Annotated in this window: 12 protein-coding genes, 1 tRNA gene and 1 other RNA gene; 4 read left to right on the top strand and 10 right to left on the bottom strand. The window is 69.0% G+C overall.

Annotation, left to right across the window (positions count from 1 at the left end; all coding sequences use genetic code 11):
- Nucleotides 1-150 precede the first annotated feature (150 nt).
- From radA to DSX2_RS15470, 4 genes are all read left to right on the top strand, one after another.
- On the top strand, nt 151-1,587 hold the full coding sequence (gene radA / locus DSX2_RS15485; protein ID WP_020881939.1) for a DNA repair protein RadA: 1,437 nt from the start codon (nt 151-153) through the stop codon (nt 1,585-1,587).
- Between the two features lie 73 nt (nt 1,588-1,660).
- Nucleotides 1,661-2,020 (top strand): DVU0772 family protein, encoded by a 360-nt coding sequence (locus DSX2_RS15480; protein WP_020881938.1) that lies wholly within the window; start codon nt 1,661-1,663, stop codon nt 2,018-2,020.
- Between the two features lie 192 nt (nt 2,021-2,212).
- Nucleotides 2,213-3,190 (top strand): phosphotransferase, encoded by a 978-nt coding sequence (locus tag DSX2_RS15475; RefSeq protein ID WP_020881937.1) that lies wholly within the window; start codon nt 2,213-2,215, stop codon nt 3,188-3,190.
- Between the two features lie 103 nt (nt 3,191-3,293).
- A complete protein-coding gene (locus DSX2_RS15470) occupies nt 3,294-4,445 on the top strand; it encodes an amidohydrolase family protein (protein WP_020881936.1) in 1,152 nt (383 codons plus the stop codon).
- Nucleotides 4,446-4,508: 63 nt separating this feature from the next.
- Here the strand turns inward: DSX2_RS15470 and DSX2_RS15465 are convergent, their stop codons facing one another.
- The 10 genes from DSX2_RS15465 to DSX2_RS15425 all read right to left on the bottom strand — a co-directional run bounded on the left by DSX2_RS15465 (nt 4,509) and on the right by DSX2_RS15425 (nt 14,466).
- The gene (locus tag DSX2_RS15465) at nt 4,509-5,486 is read right to left on the bottom strand and encodes a 4Fe-4S binding protein (RefSeq protein ID WP_020881935.1); all 978 of its coding nucleotides are present in this window, start codon (nt 5,484-5,486) and stop codon (nt 4,509-4,511) included.
- A gap of 136 nt (nt 5,487-5,622) precedes the next feature.
- Nucleotides 5,623-7,083 carry a cysteine--tRNA ligase gene (cysS, locus tag DSX2_RS15460; protein ID WP_020881934.1) on the bottom strand — a complete coding sequence of 487 codons (1,461 nt, stop codon included), beginning with the start codon at nt 7,081-7,083 and terminating at the stop codon, nt 5,623-5,625.
- A 165-nt stretch (nt 7,084-7,248) separates the two neighbouring features.
- Nucleotides 7,249-8,547: a 2-C-methyl-D-erythritol 4-phosphate cytidylyltransferase gene (gene ispD, locus DSX2_RS15455; RefSeq protein ID WP_020881933.1), complete on the bottom strand. Its 1,299-nt coding sequence runs from the start codon at nt 8,545-8,547 to the stop codon at nt 7,249-7,251.
- 141 nt (nt 8,548-8,688) lie between these two features.
- Nucleotides 8,689-9,034: RNase P RNA component class A (gene rnpB, locus DSX2_RS17765), an RNA gene on the bottom strand.
- Nucleotides 9,035-9,322: 288 nt separating this feature from the next.
- Nucleotides 9,323-10,138: a zinc ribbon domain-containing protein gene (locus DSX2_RS15450; RefSeq protein WP_020881932.1), complete on the bottom strand. Its 816-nt coding sequence runs from the start codon at nt 10,136-10,138 to the stop codon at nt 9,323-9,325.
- Between the two features lie 73 nt (nt 10,139-10,211).
- Entirely contained in the window at nt 10,212-11,033 is an 822-nt protein-coding gene (locus DSX2_RS15445) for a Nif3-like dinuclear metal center hexameric protein (RefSeq protein ID WP_020881931.1), read from the bottom strand.
- 129 nt (nt 11,034-11,162) lie between these two features.
- A tRNA-Ile gene (locus DSX2_RS15440) sits at nt 11,163-11,238 on the bottom strand.
- 57 nt (nt 11,239-11,295) lie between these two features.
- Entirely contained in the window at nt 11,296-12,234 is a 939-nt protein-coding gene (locus tag DSX2_RS15435) for an NAD(P)/FAD-dependent oxidoreductase (protein WP_020881930.1), read from the bottom strand.
- Nucleotides 12,235-12,346: 112 nt separating this feature from the next.
- A complete protein-coding gene (locus DSX2_RS15430; RefSeq protein ID WP_020881929.1) occupies nt 12,347-12,712 on the bottom strand; it encodes a late competence development ComFB family protein in 366 nt (121 codons plus the stop codon).
- Between the two features lie 281 nt (nt 12,713-12,993).
- Nucleotides 12,994-14,466 carry a GGDEF domain-containing protein gene (locus DSX2_RS15425; RefSeq protein ID WP_020881928.1) on the bottom strand — a complete coding sequence of 491 codons (1,473 nt, stop codon included), beginning with the start codon at nt 14,464-14,466 and terminating at the stop codon, nt 12,994-12,996.
- Nucleotides 14,467-14,644 lie beyond the last annotated feature (178 nt).

Below are 14,644 nucleotides of genomic sequence, written 5' to 3'. Positions count from 1 at the left end.
GTAAGACTACGCGTCGGGATTGAATTTCTCTTGCGCCTTGCATCCGGCGCTTTTTGAGCGGCCCAGGAAATGGGGTTTGTCGCCGATCAGGACGGGCCGCAGGCCCGTCTTCTCTTTCCGGGACCGACCCCGAAAAACCGTCGAGGCTTCATGAAGACGCGCACCATCTACGTCTGCACGTCCTGCGGGGCGCAGTCCACGCGCTGGGCCGGGCAGTGCCCCACCTGCAAGGAGTGGAACTGCCTGACCGAGGAGGTCGTGGCCGCGCCCGCCAAGGGCAAGGGCGCCGCGCCGCTCGCCCCGGGCAAGGCGCAGTCCCTGGCCGGGCTCGACGCCTCGCCGCACGCGGCCAGGCCCACGGGCATGGCCGAGCTCGACCGCTTCCTGGGCAAGGGGCTCGTGCCGGGCGGGGCCATCCTGCTCGGCGGTGAGCCGGGCATCGGCAAGTCCACCTTCCTGCTGCAGCTCTGCGGCCTCATCGCGGACCAGGACCAGCGCGTGCTCTACGTCACGGGCGAGGAGTCCCTGCCGCAGCTGAAGGGCAGGGCGGAGCGCCTGGGCACGCTCGCGCCCTCGCTCCTGGCGCTGGCCTCCAACAGCGCGGACGAGGCCGCGGCCGCCATGCGCGCGGACAAGCCCGCGCTCGCGGTCATCGACTCGGTGCAGACCATGGCCTCCTCGCTCGCGGACGGACTGCCCGGCAGCGTCTCGCAGGTGCGCGCCGTGTCCGCGCAGCTGGTGGAGGAGGCCAAGAAGGGCGACACGGCCCTGGTGCTGGTCGGCCACGTGACCAAGGACGGCCAGATCGCGGGGCCGAAGCTCATGGAGCACATGGTGGACACGGTGCTCTATCTCGAGGGCGACCGCCGCCACGTCTTCCGCATCCTGCGCGTGCTCAAGAACCGCTTCGGCCCCTCGGACGAGCTCATCGTCTTCAGCATGGGCGAGCAGGGGCTCGCCGTGGTGCCCGACCCCTCGACGTTCTTCCTCGGCGCGCGCGACGCCTCGCTCTCCGGCACGGCCGTGGTCATGGCCATGGACGGGCAGAAGCCCTTCGCCGTGGAGGTCCAGGCCCTGGCCGGACAGTCCTTCCTCTCCATCCCGCGCCGCGCGGCCATGGGCTTTCCGGCCAACCGGCTGCACCTGCTGCTCGCGGTGCTGGAAAAGCACCTGAAGCTCAACTTCGGCCAGTCGGACATCTACGCCAAGATCGGCGGCGGGCTCACGCTCTCCGAGCCCGGGCTCGACCTCGGCCTCGTGGCCGCGGTGCTCTCGTCCCACTATGACCTGCCCCTGCCCGAGGGCGCGGTCTTCTGGGGCGAGGTGGACCTGAACGGGCAGATCCGCCCCTGCCAGGGCCACGAGATCCGCTACAAGCAGGCCAAGCGGCTCGGCTACGGGCCCATCATGCACCCGGGCTCGGGCAAGAAGGGCGTGAAGCGCCTCTCGGACTTCCAGGCCGCGCTCTTCGGCTCCGGCCGCGCCGCCACGGACAGGGCCGCGGCCCGGACCAAGGCCGCGCACGCCCGAAAGGGCGAGTCCGACATGCCGTCAAGCACGTCCGACGCCCCCGGCGAGGAAGGCTGAACCCCGCGAGCGACTTGATACCGGGGCCGCATCTGGCGTAAAGTGGGGCCACATCGAGAAACAGGAGGGTCGCATGGCCGAAGGCAACTGCAAGGCATGGCTGGACGAGGTCGAATGGGACATGATCCAGGAGGACGCGGTGACGCGCTACCTGGAATGGGGCAACAACAACTACCGCGACGACCTGCGCCGTCCCGTGACCCTGTCCGACGAATACTCCATCTACTTCGTCATCGACACCTGGGGCCCGGAGCCCAAGGCCGTGCTCATGAAGATGAACAAGTGGGGCAGCGAGACCCTGTGCGAGAAGAAGGTGCCCGAGAAGTACCTCGAAGGCTTCTACACGCAGCGCGGCCGGGTGCGCGGCATCCTCGAGCCCACCGAGGAGATCAAGGAGTGGCTGCGGCGCACCATCGCCAAGGAAGACTGCTAGGCGCGGACCGCTGAAGAAGCACCGTCTGCCGCGTTGCTGCAAGAAATCCGAGCCCTCGCGTATGTCATGATACGCTTCGGACTCGGATTTTTTGTGCGCCTTGCATCTGACGCTTTTTGAGCCGCCTGCATGATCGGCGAACTCCTCCGCCCTCGTGTCGAGGCATGAAGACGCGGGAAGGGCACGACGCGCATGAACGATCCTCTCGCCCCCTGGAATCTCGGGTTCGGCCGCGAGCGGCCGGACCTCTTCATCCCCGGCAGCCCGGAGCGCTGCATCGCGCGGCGCGTGGTGGAGGATGCGGGCGGGGGGCTGTGGGTGCTCGAGCGCATTGCGCCCGGGCAGGCCGCGCGGCGCGAGGCTCTAGGGCGCCTGCTGGCCGCGCTTGCGGCGGCCGGGCTTGCGCAGGCCTGCGCCTACAGGCCGTGCGCCGACGGATTCACAGCCGGATTCACCGACGGATTCAACGGCGGCAGATACGTCGCGCGCGACGACGGAGACGGGGGCGCGCTATGGCAGATCTCTCCCTTTGTCGCGGGCGAGCCGCTGGACGCGCCAGGCTACACCGCGCAGGACCTGCCGGGCGAGGAGCTGGCGGACGTCCTTGCGCGTCTCGCTCGGGCCGCGCAGGCGGCATCGGCTTCCGGGGACATGGGGACCATGCCGGAGGATCTGGGCGCATTCTCCCCGGCCGCGTACGTGGACAAGCTCCTTTCGGACGTGCGCCGCCATGCCCCGGACATCCACGTCCGCGCGGCCGCCCTGGCCGTTGCCGTCCGGCCCTTCCTCGACCAGGAGCCGGAGCTTCCGCGCGTCCTCTGCCACGGCGACCTGCACCCGCAAAACGCCGTCTGGCGCGGCGGCCGCATCCTCGCGGTCATCGACTGGGAATTCGCGGGCTTGCGCCACGCGCTCTACGACATCGCCAACACGCTCGGCTGCCTGGGCATCGAGAATCCGGACACCTTCCGCCGCGGCGCGGGCGCGGCCATGCTGCGCCGCCTGGCCGCCGAGGGACTCCTGCCCGCGAGCCTGCGTCCGCTCCTTCCCGCGGCCATCCTCGCCTCCCGCTTCGCCTGGCTCTCCGAGTGGCTGCGCAAAGGGGATTCCGAGATGGTGGCAATGGAGCTCGACTACATGGAGCTGCTCGGCCGCAGCTGCGGCGCCTGACCTCTCAGGCCGATCACGCTCCGATTGCGGCCTGTCCCGGCTTCCGCTAGGGAAGGGGAATCGTCCTCCAAGCGCCGCTTCTCGCGGCAAAGGATCGCCAGCGATGCAGCCCGCACGTTCCGCCAGGTCCGTTTCCCGCCGCGTTTCGGCCGCCTTCCCCGTCGTCTTCCTCGTCGTCTTCGCGTTTTCCGCCGCGCTTTGCGCGCCGCACGCCGCATCCGGGCAGGAGTTCGGGCCGCTGCCCGGAGACGTGGGGCTGGACGACGCGCCGCTGGCCCCCGTGCCCTTCGACATCTCCGCGCTCAAGGCCATGTGGCGCAAGCGCATCGCGGCCATCAAGGCCTCGGGCCAGGTGCCGATCATAGACGTGGAGTCGAGCTACACGCCGAAGAAGCTCGACATGCCGCGCTTCGCGCGGCAGATGGACGACAACGGCGTGGCCCTGGTGGCCTTCTCGCCGCAGATCGGCAAGAAGGAGTACGAGAAGCACGGCACCCTCTGGAGCGACGACGTGCGGCGACTGGTGGCGGCCGATCCCTGGCGCTATCTGCCCGTGACCACGGCAGGCATCTATCCCGCCTGGACCGAGGAGCCGGAGCGCTTCCTGGACGTGACCATGAAAAAGGCGGTGGAGGACGGCTATCCGCTGCTCGGGGAGTTCGAGTTCCGCCACTACCCCTCGCCCCGGGAGTACAAGCGCGGCGAGATGTTCCGCGACGTGAACATCCCCATTGACTCGCCCGCGGGCAAGACATTGTTCGCCTTTTCCGAGCGCACGGGGCTGTCGTTCCAGATCCACTACGAGATCGAGGACCAGCTCCTGCCGCCCCTGGAGAAGATGCTTTCCGCCTACCCGGGGGCCAAGGTCATCTGGTGCCATCTGGCCCAGATCCGCTTCTCGGACAGGGCGAGGGACTACGGTCCGCAGTTCGTGCGCAAGCTCATCGAGAACCACCCGAACATCTACTTCGACCTCGCCTTCGGCACGCCGGACGCCAAGTATCCCGTGAGCGGCGAGCACCAGGCCCACGTCTGGGACCGCGAGAACGGAGGGGTGAAGAAGGAATGGGTGGACCTCGTCTCGGCCTACCCCTGGCACTTCGTGGCCGCCTTCGACATCGGCGGCGACCGCATGGACGACCTGCCGGAGAAGGCCGCCAACGAGCGGCACTTCATGGCCGGCCTGCCGCCCGAAGTGCGCGAGATCGTGGCCTACAAGTCGGCCTGGAAGCTCTTCTTCGACGAGGACATCTGAGGCCTGCGGCCGGGGCCGGGGCCGAAGCCGGGGACGAAGCCGTGAACGACGTGCCTGCGGGCCCTACGCCCCCATGAACGCCCTGGCGTAGAAGGCCTTGAGCATGACCGCGGGAAGCCTGGTGGTCCAGTGCCCGGAGAGGGCCGCGACCACGCAGAATCCCACCAGCACCACGCACACGGCAGCCCCGGCCATGCGCCAGGGGATGGGCCTGCCCGCCGCGCGCAGGGCGATGGCGCCCTTTTCCGGGCATGCGCCCACGCACTGCGCGCAGCCGAAGCACTCCGGCCCCTTCATCTCCGCCTTCTCGCGGATGCGGATGGCGGAGGGGCAGGCGCGTTCGCAGCGGCCGCAGCGGGTGCAGGCGTCGTCCTCGCGGCGCACGCGCGTGGGGCCGAGAACGGCCGCGAGGCCGAGCAGCGCGCCGTAGGGGCAGAGCCAGCGGCACCAGGCGTTGCGCGCCACGAGCGAGACGGCGGCCAGGGCCGCCGCGACCGTGAGCACCGTGCCCGAGGGTGAGAGGAAGAAGAGCAGCAGGTGCGCGTCCGCCGTGATGTTGAAGGGGCTCATCATGAAGCCCTGCATGTTGCTCCCGCCCACGAGCAGGAAGAGGGACAGGCAGAGCGCGAGGAAGATGAACTTGAGGCCGCGCAGGGTCTTGTCCAGGCGGCGCGGCACGCGGCGTTCCAGCCCGAGCTTCCTGCCGAGCGCGGAACAGAGATCCGAGAGCAGCCCCAGCGGGCAGACGAAGGCGCAGAATCCCCGGCGCAGCAGGAAGGCCGTGAGCAGGGCCGCGATGAGGAAGGTGAGCCCGGCCGGATGCACCGGGTCGTACCGGCCGGTGAGCACGAGGCGCTTGAGGCCCAATAGCGCGCTGATGGGCAGGAAGGCCTCCTGGGCCGAGGGCCGCGCGGCCGGGGTGCCGAGCCCCACGGCCCAGAGGCAGAAACGGTAGAGCTCTACCCAGACGAGGACGCTGAGCCCGAGAAAGACGGTCTGGATGAGGCGACGCAGAAGCAGGGGAGTGGTTTCGATCTTCATGTGCTGCCGGACGGGCCCGAGGGGGAGGGAAGGGCCCTGGTGAATCGTTGCGAAACGGCGTGGTCAGGCGGGCGGCGGGCCGGACCGGACGCCTGTGCGAGGCGTCCGGCCCGTGCGCGCAAAATGGTCCGGGTGGCTACGCCACGTCCCAGGTCTGTCCCTGGGGCGTGTCCTTGACTTCGACGCCCATGGCGGCGAGCTCGTCGCGTACGCCGTCCGAGCGGGCGAAATCCTTGTTCGTGCGGGCAGCGGCGCGCTCGGCGAGCAGGGCGATCACCTTGTCGGGGTCGATGCCCTTGCGCGCGGCGCGGCTCGCGCGGAGCTCGGCGAGGAATTCGGCGGGCTCCCGGCCGAAGAGGCCGAGCACTTCGCCCCAGCCTTCCATCAGGCCGAGCGCCTTCTCGAAGAAGGCCTTGCCGCCCTCGAGCTTCCGCCAGCCCTTGTTCTCCAGCACGCGGCCCGCGAGGCGCACCAGGCCGAAGACGTGGCCGATGGCCGCGGCCGTGTTCAGGTCGTCCTCCATGGCCTCGGTCCACTTGGCGGCGACGGCGTCGAGCTCCTCGACGATCTCCTTGGGCAGCGGCCCCTTCTTCCACTCCACGGGCGCGGCCACGGCCGCCCGCACCTGCTCCAGTCCGGCGTAGATGCGGCGAAGCCCCTTTTCCGCCTCCTCCATGGCCTCGTCCGAGAAGTCCAGCGGGCTTCTGTAGTGCATGGTCAGGAGGAAGAAGCGCAGGACCTCGGGCAGGAACTTGGCCAGGATCTCGCGGATGGTGAAGAAGTTGCCGAGCGACTTGGACATCTTCTCGTGGTTGATCTGCACGAAGCCGTTGTGCACCCAGAAGCGGGAGAACGGCTTGCCGAGCGCGGCCTCGGTCTGGGCCACCTCGTTCTCGTGGTGCGGGAAGATGAGGTCCTGGCCGCCGCCGTGGATGTCGAGCGGCAGGTGCAGGTGCTTCTCGCTCATGGCCGAGCACTCGATGTGCCAGCCGGGCCGTCCCTTGCCCCAGGGGCTGTCCCAGGAGGGCTCGCCGGGCTTGGCGGCCTTCCACAGGGCGAAGTCCAGCGGGTCTTCCTTCTCCTCGCCCGGAGCGATGCGCGCCCCGGCCTCCAGCTCCTCGACGTCGCGGCCCGAGAGCTTGCCGTAGTCCTTGAAGGAACGCACGCGGAAGTACACGTCGCCCGAGGGGGTGGGGTAGGCGTGGCCCTTCTCGATGAGGCGCCCGGTGAGCGAGATCATCTCCGGCACGTGCTCCGTGCAGCGCGGCTCGATGTCCGCGCGCAGGATGTTCAGCCGGTCCATGTCCTCGTAGAAATAGCGGATGTTGCGCTCGGCCACTTCCTCGGAGGTGGAGCCCTCCTCGTTGGCGCGCTTGATGATCTTGTCGTCGATGTCCGTGAAGTTGCGCACGAAGGTCACGTCGAGCCCGGTGCGGCGCAGGTAGCGCACGAGCACGTCGAAGACCACGGACGAGCGGGCGTGGCCGATGTGGCAGAAGTCGTAGGCCGTGATGCCGCAGACGTACATGCCGACACGGCCGGGCTGCGCCGGGGTGAAGGCTTCCTTGCTGCGGGTGAGCGTATTGTAGAGCTGCATGGTGGCTCCGATGGGTCGCGATTGGTTCGATGCGCCGGAAGCGTCCGGCCCGGGGGCCCGGCAGCGCTGCGGCGCGTGAAACGGGAGCGCTCCTGTTACCGTGATGCGGCGCGGCGCGCAAGCCCGGCGGAGAGGGCGGCCGGGCGGCGGTTCAGGGCGCTGGGCTCAGCGGGCCGGAAGCAGGGCCGTGACCACGGCCACGCACTTGATGCCCTTCTTCTCGCCCGTGAAGCCGAGGCCTTCCTCGGTGGTCGCCTTGATGCCCACGCGTTCGGGCGGCAGCCCCAGCAGGCGGGCCACGGCCTCCTGGATGCGCTCGCGGTGCGGGCCGACCTTGGGAATCTGCGAGATCACGGTCAGGTCCGCGTGCACCAGCTCGTAGCCCTTGGAGCGCGCGAGCTCCAGCACCTCGTCGAGGAGCACGGCCGAGGAGGCGTTGTCGAAGGAGGCGTCGCTGTCCGGAAAGAGCTTGCCGATGTCGCCCTTGCCCATGCAGCCGAGGATGGCGTCCATGAGCGCGTGCAGCAGGACGTCGCCGTCCGAGTGGGCCACGATCTCCGGCGCGCCGGGAAAGGGCACGGTGCCGAGCACGAAGGGCCTGCCCGGGCCGAACTTGTGCACGTCGTAGCCGAAGCCGGTCACGGCCTGGCGCACGGGCATGCGCGCGCGGCCCTTGGCCTCGGCGGCCGCGCCGTCCGTCTCGGGAGTGGGGTGCTCCGTTGTCCGCATGCGCGGATCCTCCTGTGGGGCGAATTCGCCCGATTCCCCCGGGCGCGGGGCCAGCAGGAGCAGGTCCTCGGGGGTGGTGATCTTGACGTTGCCCGGCTCGCCCTCGATGACCAGGACCGGCTCGCCGAGCCGTTCCACGAGCATGGCGTCGTCGGTCACGTCCCAGCCCTCGGCCTCGGCCCGGGTGTGGGCCGAGCGCAGAAGCGCCAGGTCGAAGGCCTGCGGCGTCTGCACGGCGCGGAGAAAGGCGCGCTCGGGCGTGTCCGCCACCGTGCCGTCCGGGGTGACGATCTTGATGGTGTCCGTCACGGCGAGGCCGGGGATGGCGGCGCGCGCTCCGTCCGACAGGGCGTCGGCCAGGCGCGCGGCCAGGGCCACGCTCAGGAAGGGGCGGGCCGCGTCGTGCACGAGCACGGCGCGGGCGTCGCGCGGCAGCGCGGCCAGGCCCGCGGCCACGGAGTCCTGCCTCCTGGCCCCTCCGGCCACGGCGCGCAGCGGCACGTCCAGCGGCTCGCGGGAGGCCAGGTCGCGCAGCATGTCCTCGCTCTCGTCCAGCGCCTCGGCCGGAAAGACGAGCACGATGCCGGAAAGCTCGGGCAGGCGGGAGAGGGTGCGCGCCGAATGCCAGAAGAGCGGCGCCCCGCGGTAGTGCAGGAACTGCTTGCGCACGGAAAGACCGGCCGCGGCCAGCCGAGAGCCGCTGCCCGCCGCGAGGATGATGGACCACAGTGACATGCGCGCACCATGCGGCAAACCCCGGCCGGGGTCAAGCCGCGGGATGTCTCGCCTGCCGAGCCCTGCGCGCGGCAGGTGTTTTTCCGACGGAGAGAGGAGAAAAATGCGGCGCGGCGGACAGTGCCCGCCGCGCCGCGCGAAACCTGGAGCCGGACCGTAAGCCGGGTTCTGTTCTATGCCGCCATTCCTCTAGGGCGCGGATTGCTCCGCGCCTCGAGCAGCCTACCCGAGCGCTTCGGTCGGGCCGACCTCGAGCGCGCTCCTATTTGGCCTTTCTCCGGACGGGGCTTGCCTAGCCGGACGTGTCGCCACGCCCGCTGGTGGGCTCTTGCCCCACCTTTTCACCCTTACCCGGCGAACCGGGCGGTCTGTTTTCTGTGGCGCTTTCCGGGGATCGCTCCCCCTGGGAGTTGCCCAGCGTCCTGCCCTGCGGAGCCCGGACTTTCCTCCCCGAACTCGCGTTCGCGGCGGCGGCTCGTCCGACTCCAGATATCTGCACCCGCCCGGAGGCGGGAGGCTCTCTGATAAAGAGTAACGCCCGGCCGCGCGCCTGTCCATGCACCCCGCGATGCGGGCCGGACGGCGCGGCGGCGGGAGCGTGCCCGTGTCGCGTCCATGAAAAAGGTCGATACGCTACACAGTGGTCGTACACGACACATGAACCGGGCGAATGCACGGTTCCGCCGCCGACGGCGGCGTGAGTAAGCCGAAAACCACGTTTTCGGCGCAGCGATCTTCCGCAAAATACGGCTTTGCGTATTTTGCGGACATCACGCTAGTCGATCGTGACCTTGGACGGCGCGGCGATCGGGGTGTTGTCCGGCACGGGCACGTCGGCGGTCTTGGTGGCGCCGGGCAGCTTCTCCAGGGCCGACTTGGGCAGGTGATGCTCCCAGTAGATCAGACGCTGGCAGTTGGGGCAGCTGTGGATCTGCTTGCCGCGCTGCAGCTCGTTGTAGGTCTGGGGCGGGATGGAGATGTGGCAGCCGGAGCAGATGCCGTCCTGCACGGGCACGATGACCGGGGTGCGCAGGCGCGAGCGGATGAACTCGTAGCGGGCCAGGATCGGCGCGGGGATGATCTTGCCCGCCGCGGAGCGGTCCTTCTGGAACTTGGCCAGCTGGTCGTTGGCCTTGGAGAGGCGCTTGTCGAGGTTCTCGCGCTTGCCCGCCAGCTCCTCGGAGAGGCTTTCCGCGCCCTTGAGCAGGTCGGAGAGGGCCTCCTCCTGCCGGGACAGCTCCTCGGTCAGGGTCACGTGCTCTTCCTCGCGAAGCCTGTTCAGCTTCTCCATGTTGTCCATCTCGCGCATCATGGCGTGGTATTCGCGCGTGTTGGAGGCCATCATCAGCTTGTTCTTGCTCTTCTTGATCTTGAGGGAATCCTCTTCGATCTCGGAGCCGAGGCGCTTCTGCTGGGCCTTGAGGAATTCGATCTTCTCGCGGACCTGGTTCTGCTGGTCCAGTTCGGCCTGGTGGCGGCTCTCGAGCTCGGCGAGCTCCTGGGGCGCCAGCTCCAGCTCCTTTTCGAGGACCAGGATCTCCTGGTCGATGTGCTGGAGGATGACAAGCTGTTCGATCTGTTTCTGGTACATGCTCTCCCTCGTTCGCTTCCGTCCGGCGGGACTCGGGCCCGTGGACGCTTGGTAAACAACGTTCTGCGGGGCGTCAGTCCCCGTTTCGGACGCCGCGCGGGCCGCCCGAAAGCAGCCTGATCGGCTCGACGCCCGGGAAAAAGCGCACCTCGACGCCCAGGGCGCCGAGATCGTCGGCCATGGCGGCGCACAGGCGCCGCATCATTTCCTCCTCCAGGCAGAAATGCCCCACGTCCACGACGGGCAGGGGGGCTTCCTGGGCCTGGTGGTACTTGACGTCGCCGGTCACGAAGACGTCGGCGTGAACCGCCGCGGCGCGCTCCATGAGCGAGGCCCCGGAGCCCGGACAGCAGGCCACGCGGCGGATGCTTCCCCCGTCGCGTCCGGCCTCGGGGCCGCACAGCGTGGCGAAGCCGCGCCCCGTGAGCCCCTGCAGTCGGGCAAGGAAGCCTTTCGCGTCCTCGGGCTCGGGCAGGTCGCCCACGAAGCCCAGCCCCACGGCCGGATCGGCCGCAGAGGGCACGAGCGGCGCGAGGTTTCGCAGGGAAAGCTCGTCCGCCAGCCAGCTCACCGGTCCGCCGGTCATGCTGTCCAGGGAGGTGTGGGCGGCGTAGAGCCAGGCCCCGGAGCAGAGCACGAGGCGCAGCGTCTCGCGGTAGGAGTCGTGCGCCGCGGGCAGCCTCGGGGCGAGGGTCAGGGGGTGGTGGCTTAAGAGGAAGTCCGCGCCCCAGGCGAGGGCGGCGGTGACGAAGGCGGGGGTGGGGTCCAGGCTCAGGGCCAGACGATGCACGTCCTCCCTGTCTCCTGCGATCTGTACCCCGCTCTTGTCCCAGTCTTCCTGGAGATGGAGCGGAGCCGACCGTTCGATGCGGCGGATGATTTCCTGTGCCTTCATCATCCCTTCAAAATGCGAAGGTGCTTGCCGGGGCGATGGCCCTCGGGAAGCACCTTCGGTATTCTGACGGCCCTGTCGGCCCGGCTCTGAGTCTCAAACGACGCGGCGTTCAACACGTTCCCTTTCAAGTGGTGGGCCAACCAGGATTCGAACCTGGGACGAACCGGTTATGAGCCGGTGGCTCTGCCAACTGAGCTATTGGCCCATGACACCATCCGATGTCATGCGAAGTCGGCCTACTTATACCCGGAAGCGGCCCATGTCAAGAACCCTTGGCCGCGGCCCCGGCCGGGTCCTTGCGGCACTGCTTCTTGACGTAGGCGATGGCCGAGCGTGCGGCGACCGCCCCTTCGCCCACGGCCTTGCTGATCTGCAGGAAGCCGCCCGTGCAGTCGCCCGCGGCGAAGACGCCAGGCACGTTGGTCGTCTGCTCGCGGTCCACGGCGATGAAGTTGCCCTCGCGCACGAGGCCAAGGGTCTGGGCGAAGTCGCCGCTGCTGGCCTCGCCCATGGCCACGAAGAGGCCGAAGGCGGGCAGGGCGGTGCCGTCGCTCAGGACCACGCGCTCGAGCCCGGAGCCGCCCTCGAGCTTCGCCACGGCTTGGCCGACCACGGAAATCCCCTCGCGGGCCAGGCGTTCGGTGAATCCGGCGTCCATGCCCGAGGGCTTGCCGTGCAGGCAGAGGGTGACCTGGTGGGTGTAGGTCAGCAGGTCCAGGGCCTGGTTGGCCGCGAAATTGCCCTCGCCGACCACGACCACGGGCTTGCCGCGCACGAAATAGCCGTCGCAGCTCACGCAGTAGGACACGCCCTTGCCCTCGAAGTCCGCAAGTCCCGGGATGTTCGGATGGCCGCGGGTCACGCCCGTGGCCAGGATCAGGGCGCAGGCGTCGATGGCGCGGTCGGCCGTGCGGATCTCGAAGCGGCCGTTCTCCTGGGCGTGCACGTTCAGCACCTGCCGGCACTCGGCCGCAATGCCGAAGCGTGCGGCCTGGCGCAGCCCGCGTTCCTCGAGCTCGCGGCCGGTGATGGTCTCGGGGAAGCCGAAGTAGTTGTCGATCTCGTAGTCGCCCGCGAACTTGGGCGTGCAGCCGATGAGCGCGGCGGATATCCCGGCGCGGCCCGCGTAGATGGCCGCGGAGATTCCGGCCGGTCCGGCCCCGACGATGCACAGTTCGACGGACGTGGCGGTGTCGGTCATGGAGCGCCTCCCTTTGCGGTGTGGGTCGTGAGGATGGATGATAGCACGTCGCGGCGGCGAGCGCACGTCCCTTGACGATCCCGCAGGAGCCCGGCCGGGGAGGGCGGCGGGCTCAGTACTGGTCGGCCTTCGGGTGGGTGCGCACCCGCTCCGCGGCTGCGCGCAGCTGCTCGCGGATGTCGTCGTCGCTCACTTCCTCGCGGATGACGAAGGAGAAGCTCTGCGCGTAGCGCGGGGGCAGAAGGTTCAGGGCCAGGGCGTAGATGTCCTGGACCTCCAGGGGCGAGGGCTCGTAGCCGGGGAACTCGTCCAGCACGACGGGCAGCAGGGCCGCGACGCGGGGCTCGTTCCTGTTGCGGATGCCCTCGAGCAGGGCCCCGCGTACCCGGTCGGCTGTCGGCTCCTCGGGCGATTTCTCGGGTGCCTCGATCCGCGCTTCGGTTTGCGCGTTGGTTTGCGCTTCGGCCTGGGCTTCCATGTCTGCTCGTCCTTCCTTTGCCCGGTCCGGCGCCGGGCCGCTGCTTCCCCTCGGGCGTGCCGGAGGTGGCTCCCCCGGCCTGCCGGGACGCTTCGCCGCCTTTTGTGAGCGGCCTGCGATTCGTCCGTGAGGCGAGCCGGTTACGTTTTTTCTAGCCCATTTCCCGAAGGCCGACAATGCGCCCTGCGGGCCGAAAAAAAGCCCCGGACAGTGTCCGGGGCCTGGGGTGTCTCTTTCGCCGGGCCGCCGCCGCGGCGGCCGTCGGCGGGGTTGCCGGGCGGCTACTGGCGCACGTGGGTGCCGTCGCAATGCTCGGAGAGGCAGACCATGTTCCGGCCCGCGGACTTGGCCATGTACAGCGCCGTGTCCGCCTCCTGCACCAGGTCGCGGACCTTGGCCAGGGCGCCGGGCTTCATGGAGGCCACGCCGATGCTCGTGGTCACGCCGAAGGTCTTGCCCTGGAAGGTGAAGGACTGGCGCGCGATCTCGGCGCGCAGGCGGTCGGCCAGGAGCCAGGCCTCGTCCTCGTTGGTCTGGGGCAGGAGCACGACGAACTCCTCGCCTCCGTAGCGGGCGGAGAAGTCCGTGGCGCGCAGGTTCTGCGAGAGGATGCGGCCGATGGTGCGCAGCACCGCGTCGCCCGCCTTGTGGCCGTGGTCGTCGTTGATGGACTTGAAGTGGTCCAGGTCCAGCAGCAGGAGCGAGAGCGGGTGGCGGTAGCGCTGGTGGCGCTTCAGCTCCTCCAGGAGCCGCTCGTCGAAGCTCGAGCGGTTGTGGATGCGGGTCAGGCCGTCGTACTCGGCGCGCGTCTTGACCTGGGAGTAGATCATGGCGTTGCGCAGGGCCAGCGCCAAATGGTTGACCGCGGCGCGCACGGTCTGGATCTGGTCCTTGGCCAGGTTCGGCTTCTCGGCCGCGGTGAGGGCCAGGCAGCCGAAGTACTCGAAGCCCGAGCGCAACGGCAGGAGGATGGTCCGTCCGGCCTCGGGCGCGGAAAGCTCGCCGTCCTCGGGGTAGCCGGGCAAGAGCTCCACCTGGAAGTCCTTGACCGGGGTGGCCGCGAGCTTGGCGGCGTTCTCCAGGAAATATTCGACCCAGGCCTCGCGGTTCCCGCCCTTGGACAGGGGGCAGAGCAGCAGGTGCGCGCCCACGGCGTCGCCCTCGGTGGTGGTCCACAGGGCGGCCTGCACGGCGCTGACCGGGAAGAGGGTGTTCATGTCCTCGCGCGCATTGGCCAGGATGGTGCCCGCGTCGAGCGATTCAGTGGCCCGCGTCAAGATCTGGTTGAGGAACAGGAGCTGGTCGGTCTTGCGGGCCAGGAGTTCCCGCTCGAGGAAGATCTCGCGGGTCATGCGGAAGATGTCCGCGTACAGGCTCCTGATCTCGTTGGCGCGGTGCAGCACCTCCTGCACGCCCGTCTTGCTCAGGGGAGCGCGCACGGCGGTGAGGAAGCCGCGCTTCACGAGATGCTCGAACTCCATCTCGTCCGCGTCCTCCTCGAGGATGAGCACGCGCTGCGGCTCTTCCCATCCCTCGTAGAACTCGCGCGTCTCGGGCCGCATGGCCTGCCACACGCGCTGCGGTATCCAGATCAGGAAAGGCTCCTGACGCTCGCCGGGGTTTCCGCCCGGAATCTCCGTCTCGTTCCACACGCGCAGGGGGAAGCCCTTTCCGGCCGCGGCACGGATGATCTTCTCCTCTTGGCCGGTCAGGCCGAGTCCCCACATCAGCTCAGGCTGTTCGCCACGTTGCATTTCCCGTCTCCTGTCGTCTCTTGGGGGATTCCCGCTGGGGGCAATGCAAGAGGCGGGCCACTTGGTGGAAGTCTTTTCTATCCGAAAAAACAGGATTTATTGCTGCCGTCTCCTGCCAATCTTCTGGCTGCCGGTAGGAAAAGCTTGCCCAGTTCCGCGACCGGCCGCCGTGACCCGA

It is taken from the genome of Desulfovibrio sp. X2 (assembly GCF_000422205.1).
Classification (GTDB): Bacteria; Desulfobacterota; Desulfovibrionia; order Desulfovibrionales; family Desulfovibrionaceae; genus Alkalidesulfovibrio.
Note: the sequence above shows the minus strand (reverse complement) of the source record. Positions and strands in the feature narration are given on the sequence as shown.

What these genes read in the sequence shown, in the direction of transcription:
- radA (WP_020881939.1), top strand. Translation starts at nt 151, where the DNA reads ATGAAGACGCGCACCATCTACGTCTGCACGTCCTGCGGGGCGCAGTCC.
- DSX2_RS15480 (WP_020881938.1), top strand. Translation starts at nt 1,661, where the DNA reads ATGGCCGAAGGCAACTGCAAGGCATGGCTGGACGAGGTCGAATGGGAC.
- DSX2_RS15475 (WP_020881937.1), top strand. Translation starts at nt 2,213, where the DNA reads ATGAACGATCCTCTCGCCCCCTGGAATCTCGGGTTCGGCCGCGAGCGG.
- DSX2_RS15470 (WP_020881936.1), top strand. Translation starts at nt 3,294, where the DNA reads ATGCAGCCCGCACGTTCCGCCAGGTCCGTTTCCCGCCGCGTTTCGGCC.
- DSX2_RS15465 (WP_020881935.1), bottom strand. Translation starts at nt 5,486, where the DNA reads ATGAAGATCGAAACCACTCCCCTGCTTCTGCGTCGCCTCATCCAGACC.
- cysS (WP_020881934.1), bottom strand. Translation starts at nt 7,083, where the DNA reads ATGCAGCTCTACAATACGCTCACCCGCAGCAAGGAAGCCTTCACCCCG.
- ispD (WP_020881933.1), bottom strand. Translation starts at nt 8,547, where the DNA reads ATGTCACTGTGGTCCATCATCCTCGCGGCGGGCAGCGGCTCTCGGCTG.
- DSX2_RS15450 (WP_020881932.1), bottom strand. Translation starts at nt 10,138, where the DNA reads ATGTACCAGAAACAGATCGAACAGCTTGTCATCCTCCAGCACATCGAC.
- DSX2_RS15445 (WP_020881931.1), bottom strand. Translation starts at nt 11,033, where the DNA reads ATGAAGGCACAGGAAATCATCCGCCGCATCGAACGGTCGGCTCCGCTC.
- DSX2_RS15435 (WP_020881930.1), bottom strand. Translation starts at nt 12,234, where the DNA reads ATGACCGACACCGCCACGTCCGTCGAACTGTGCATCGTCGGGGCCGGA.
- DSX2_RS15430 (WP_020881929.1), bottom strand. Translation starts at nt 12,712, where the DNA reads ATGGAAGCCCAGGCCGAAGCGCAAACCAACGCGCAAACCGAAGCGCGG.
- DSX2_RS15425 (WP_020881928.1), bottom strand. Translation starts at nt 14,466, where the DNA reads ATGCAACGTGGCGAACAGCCTGAGCTGATGTGGGGACTCGGCCTGACC.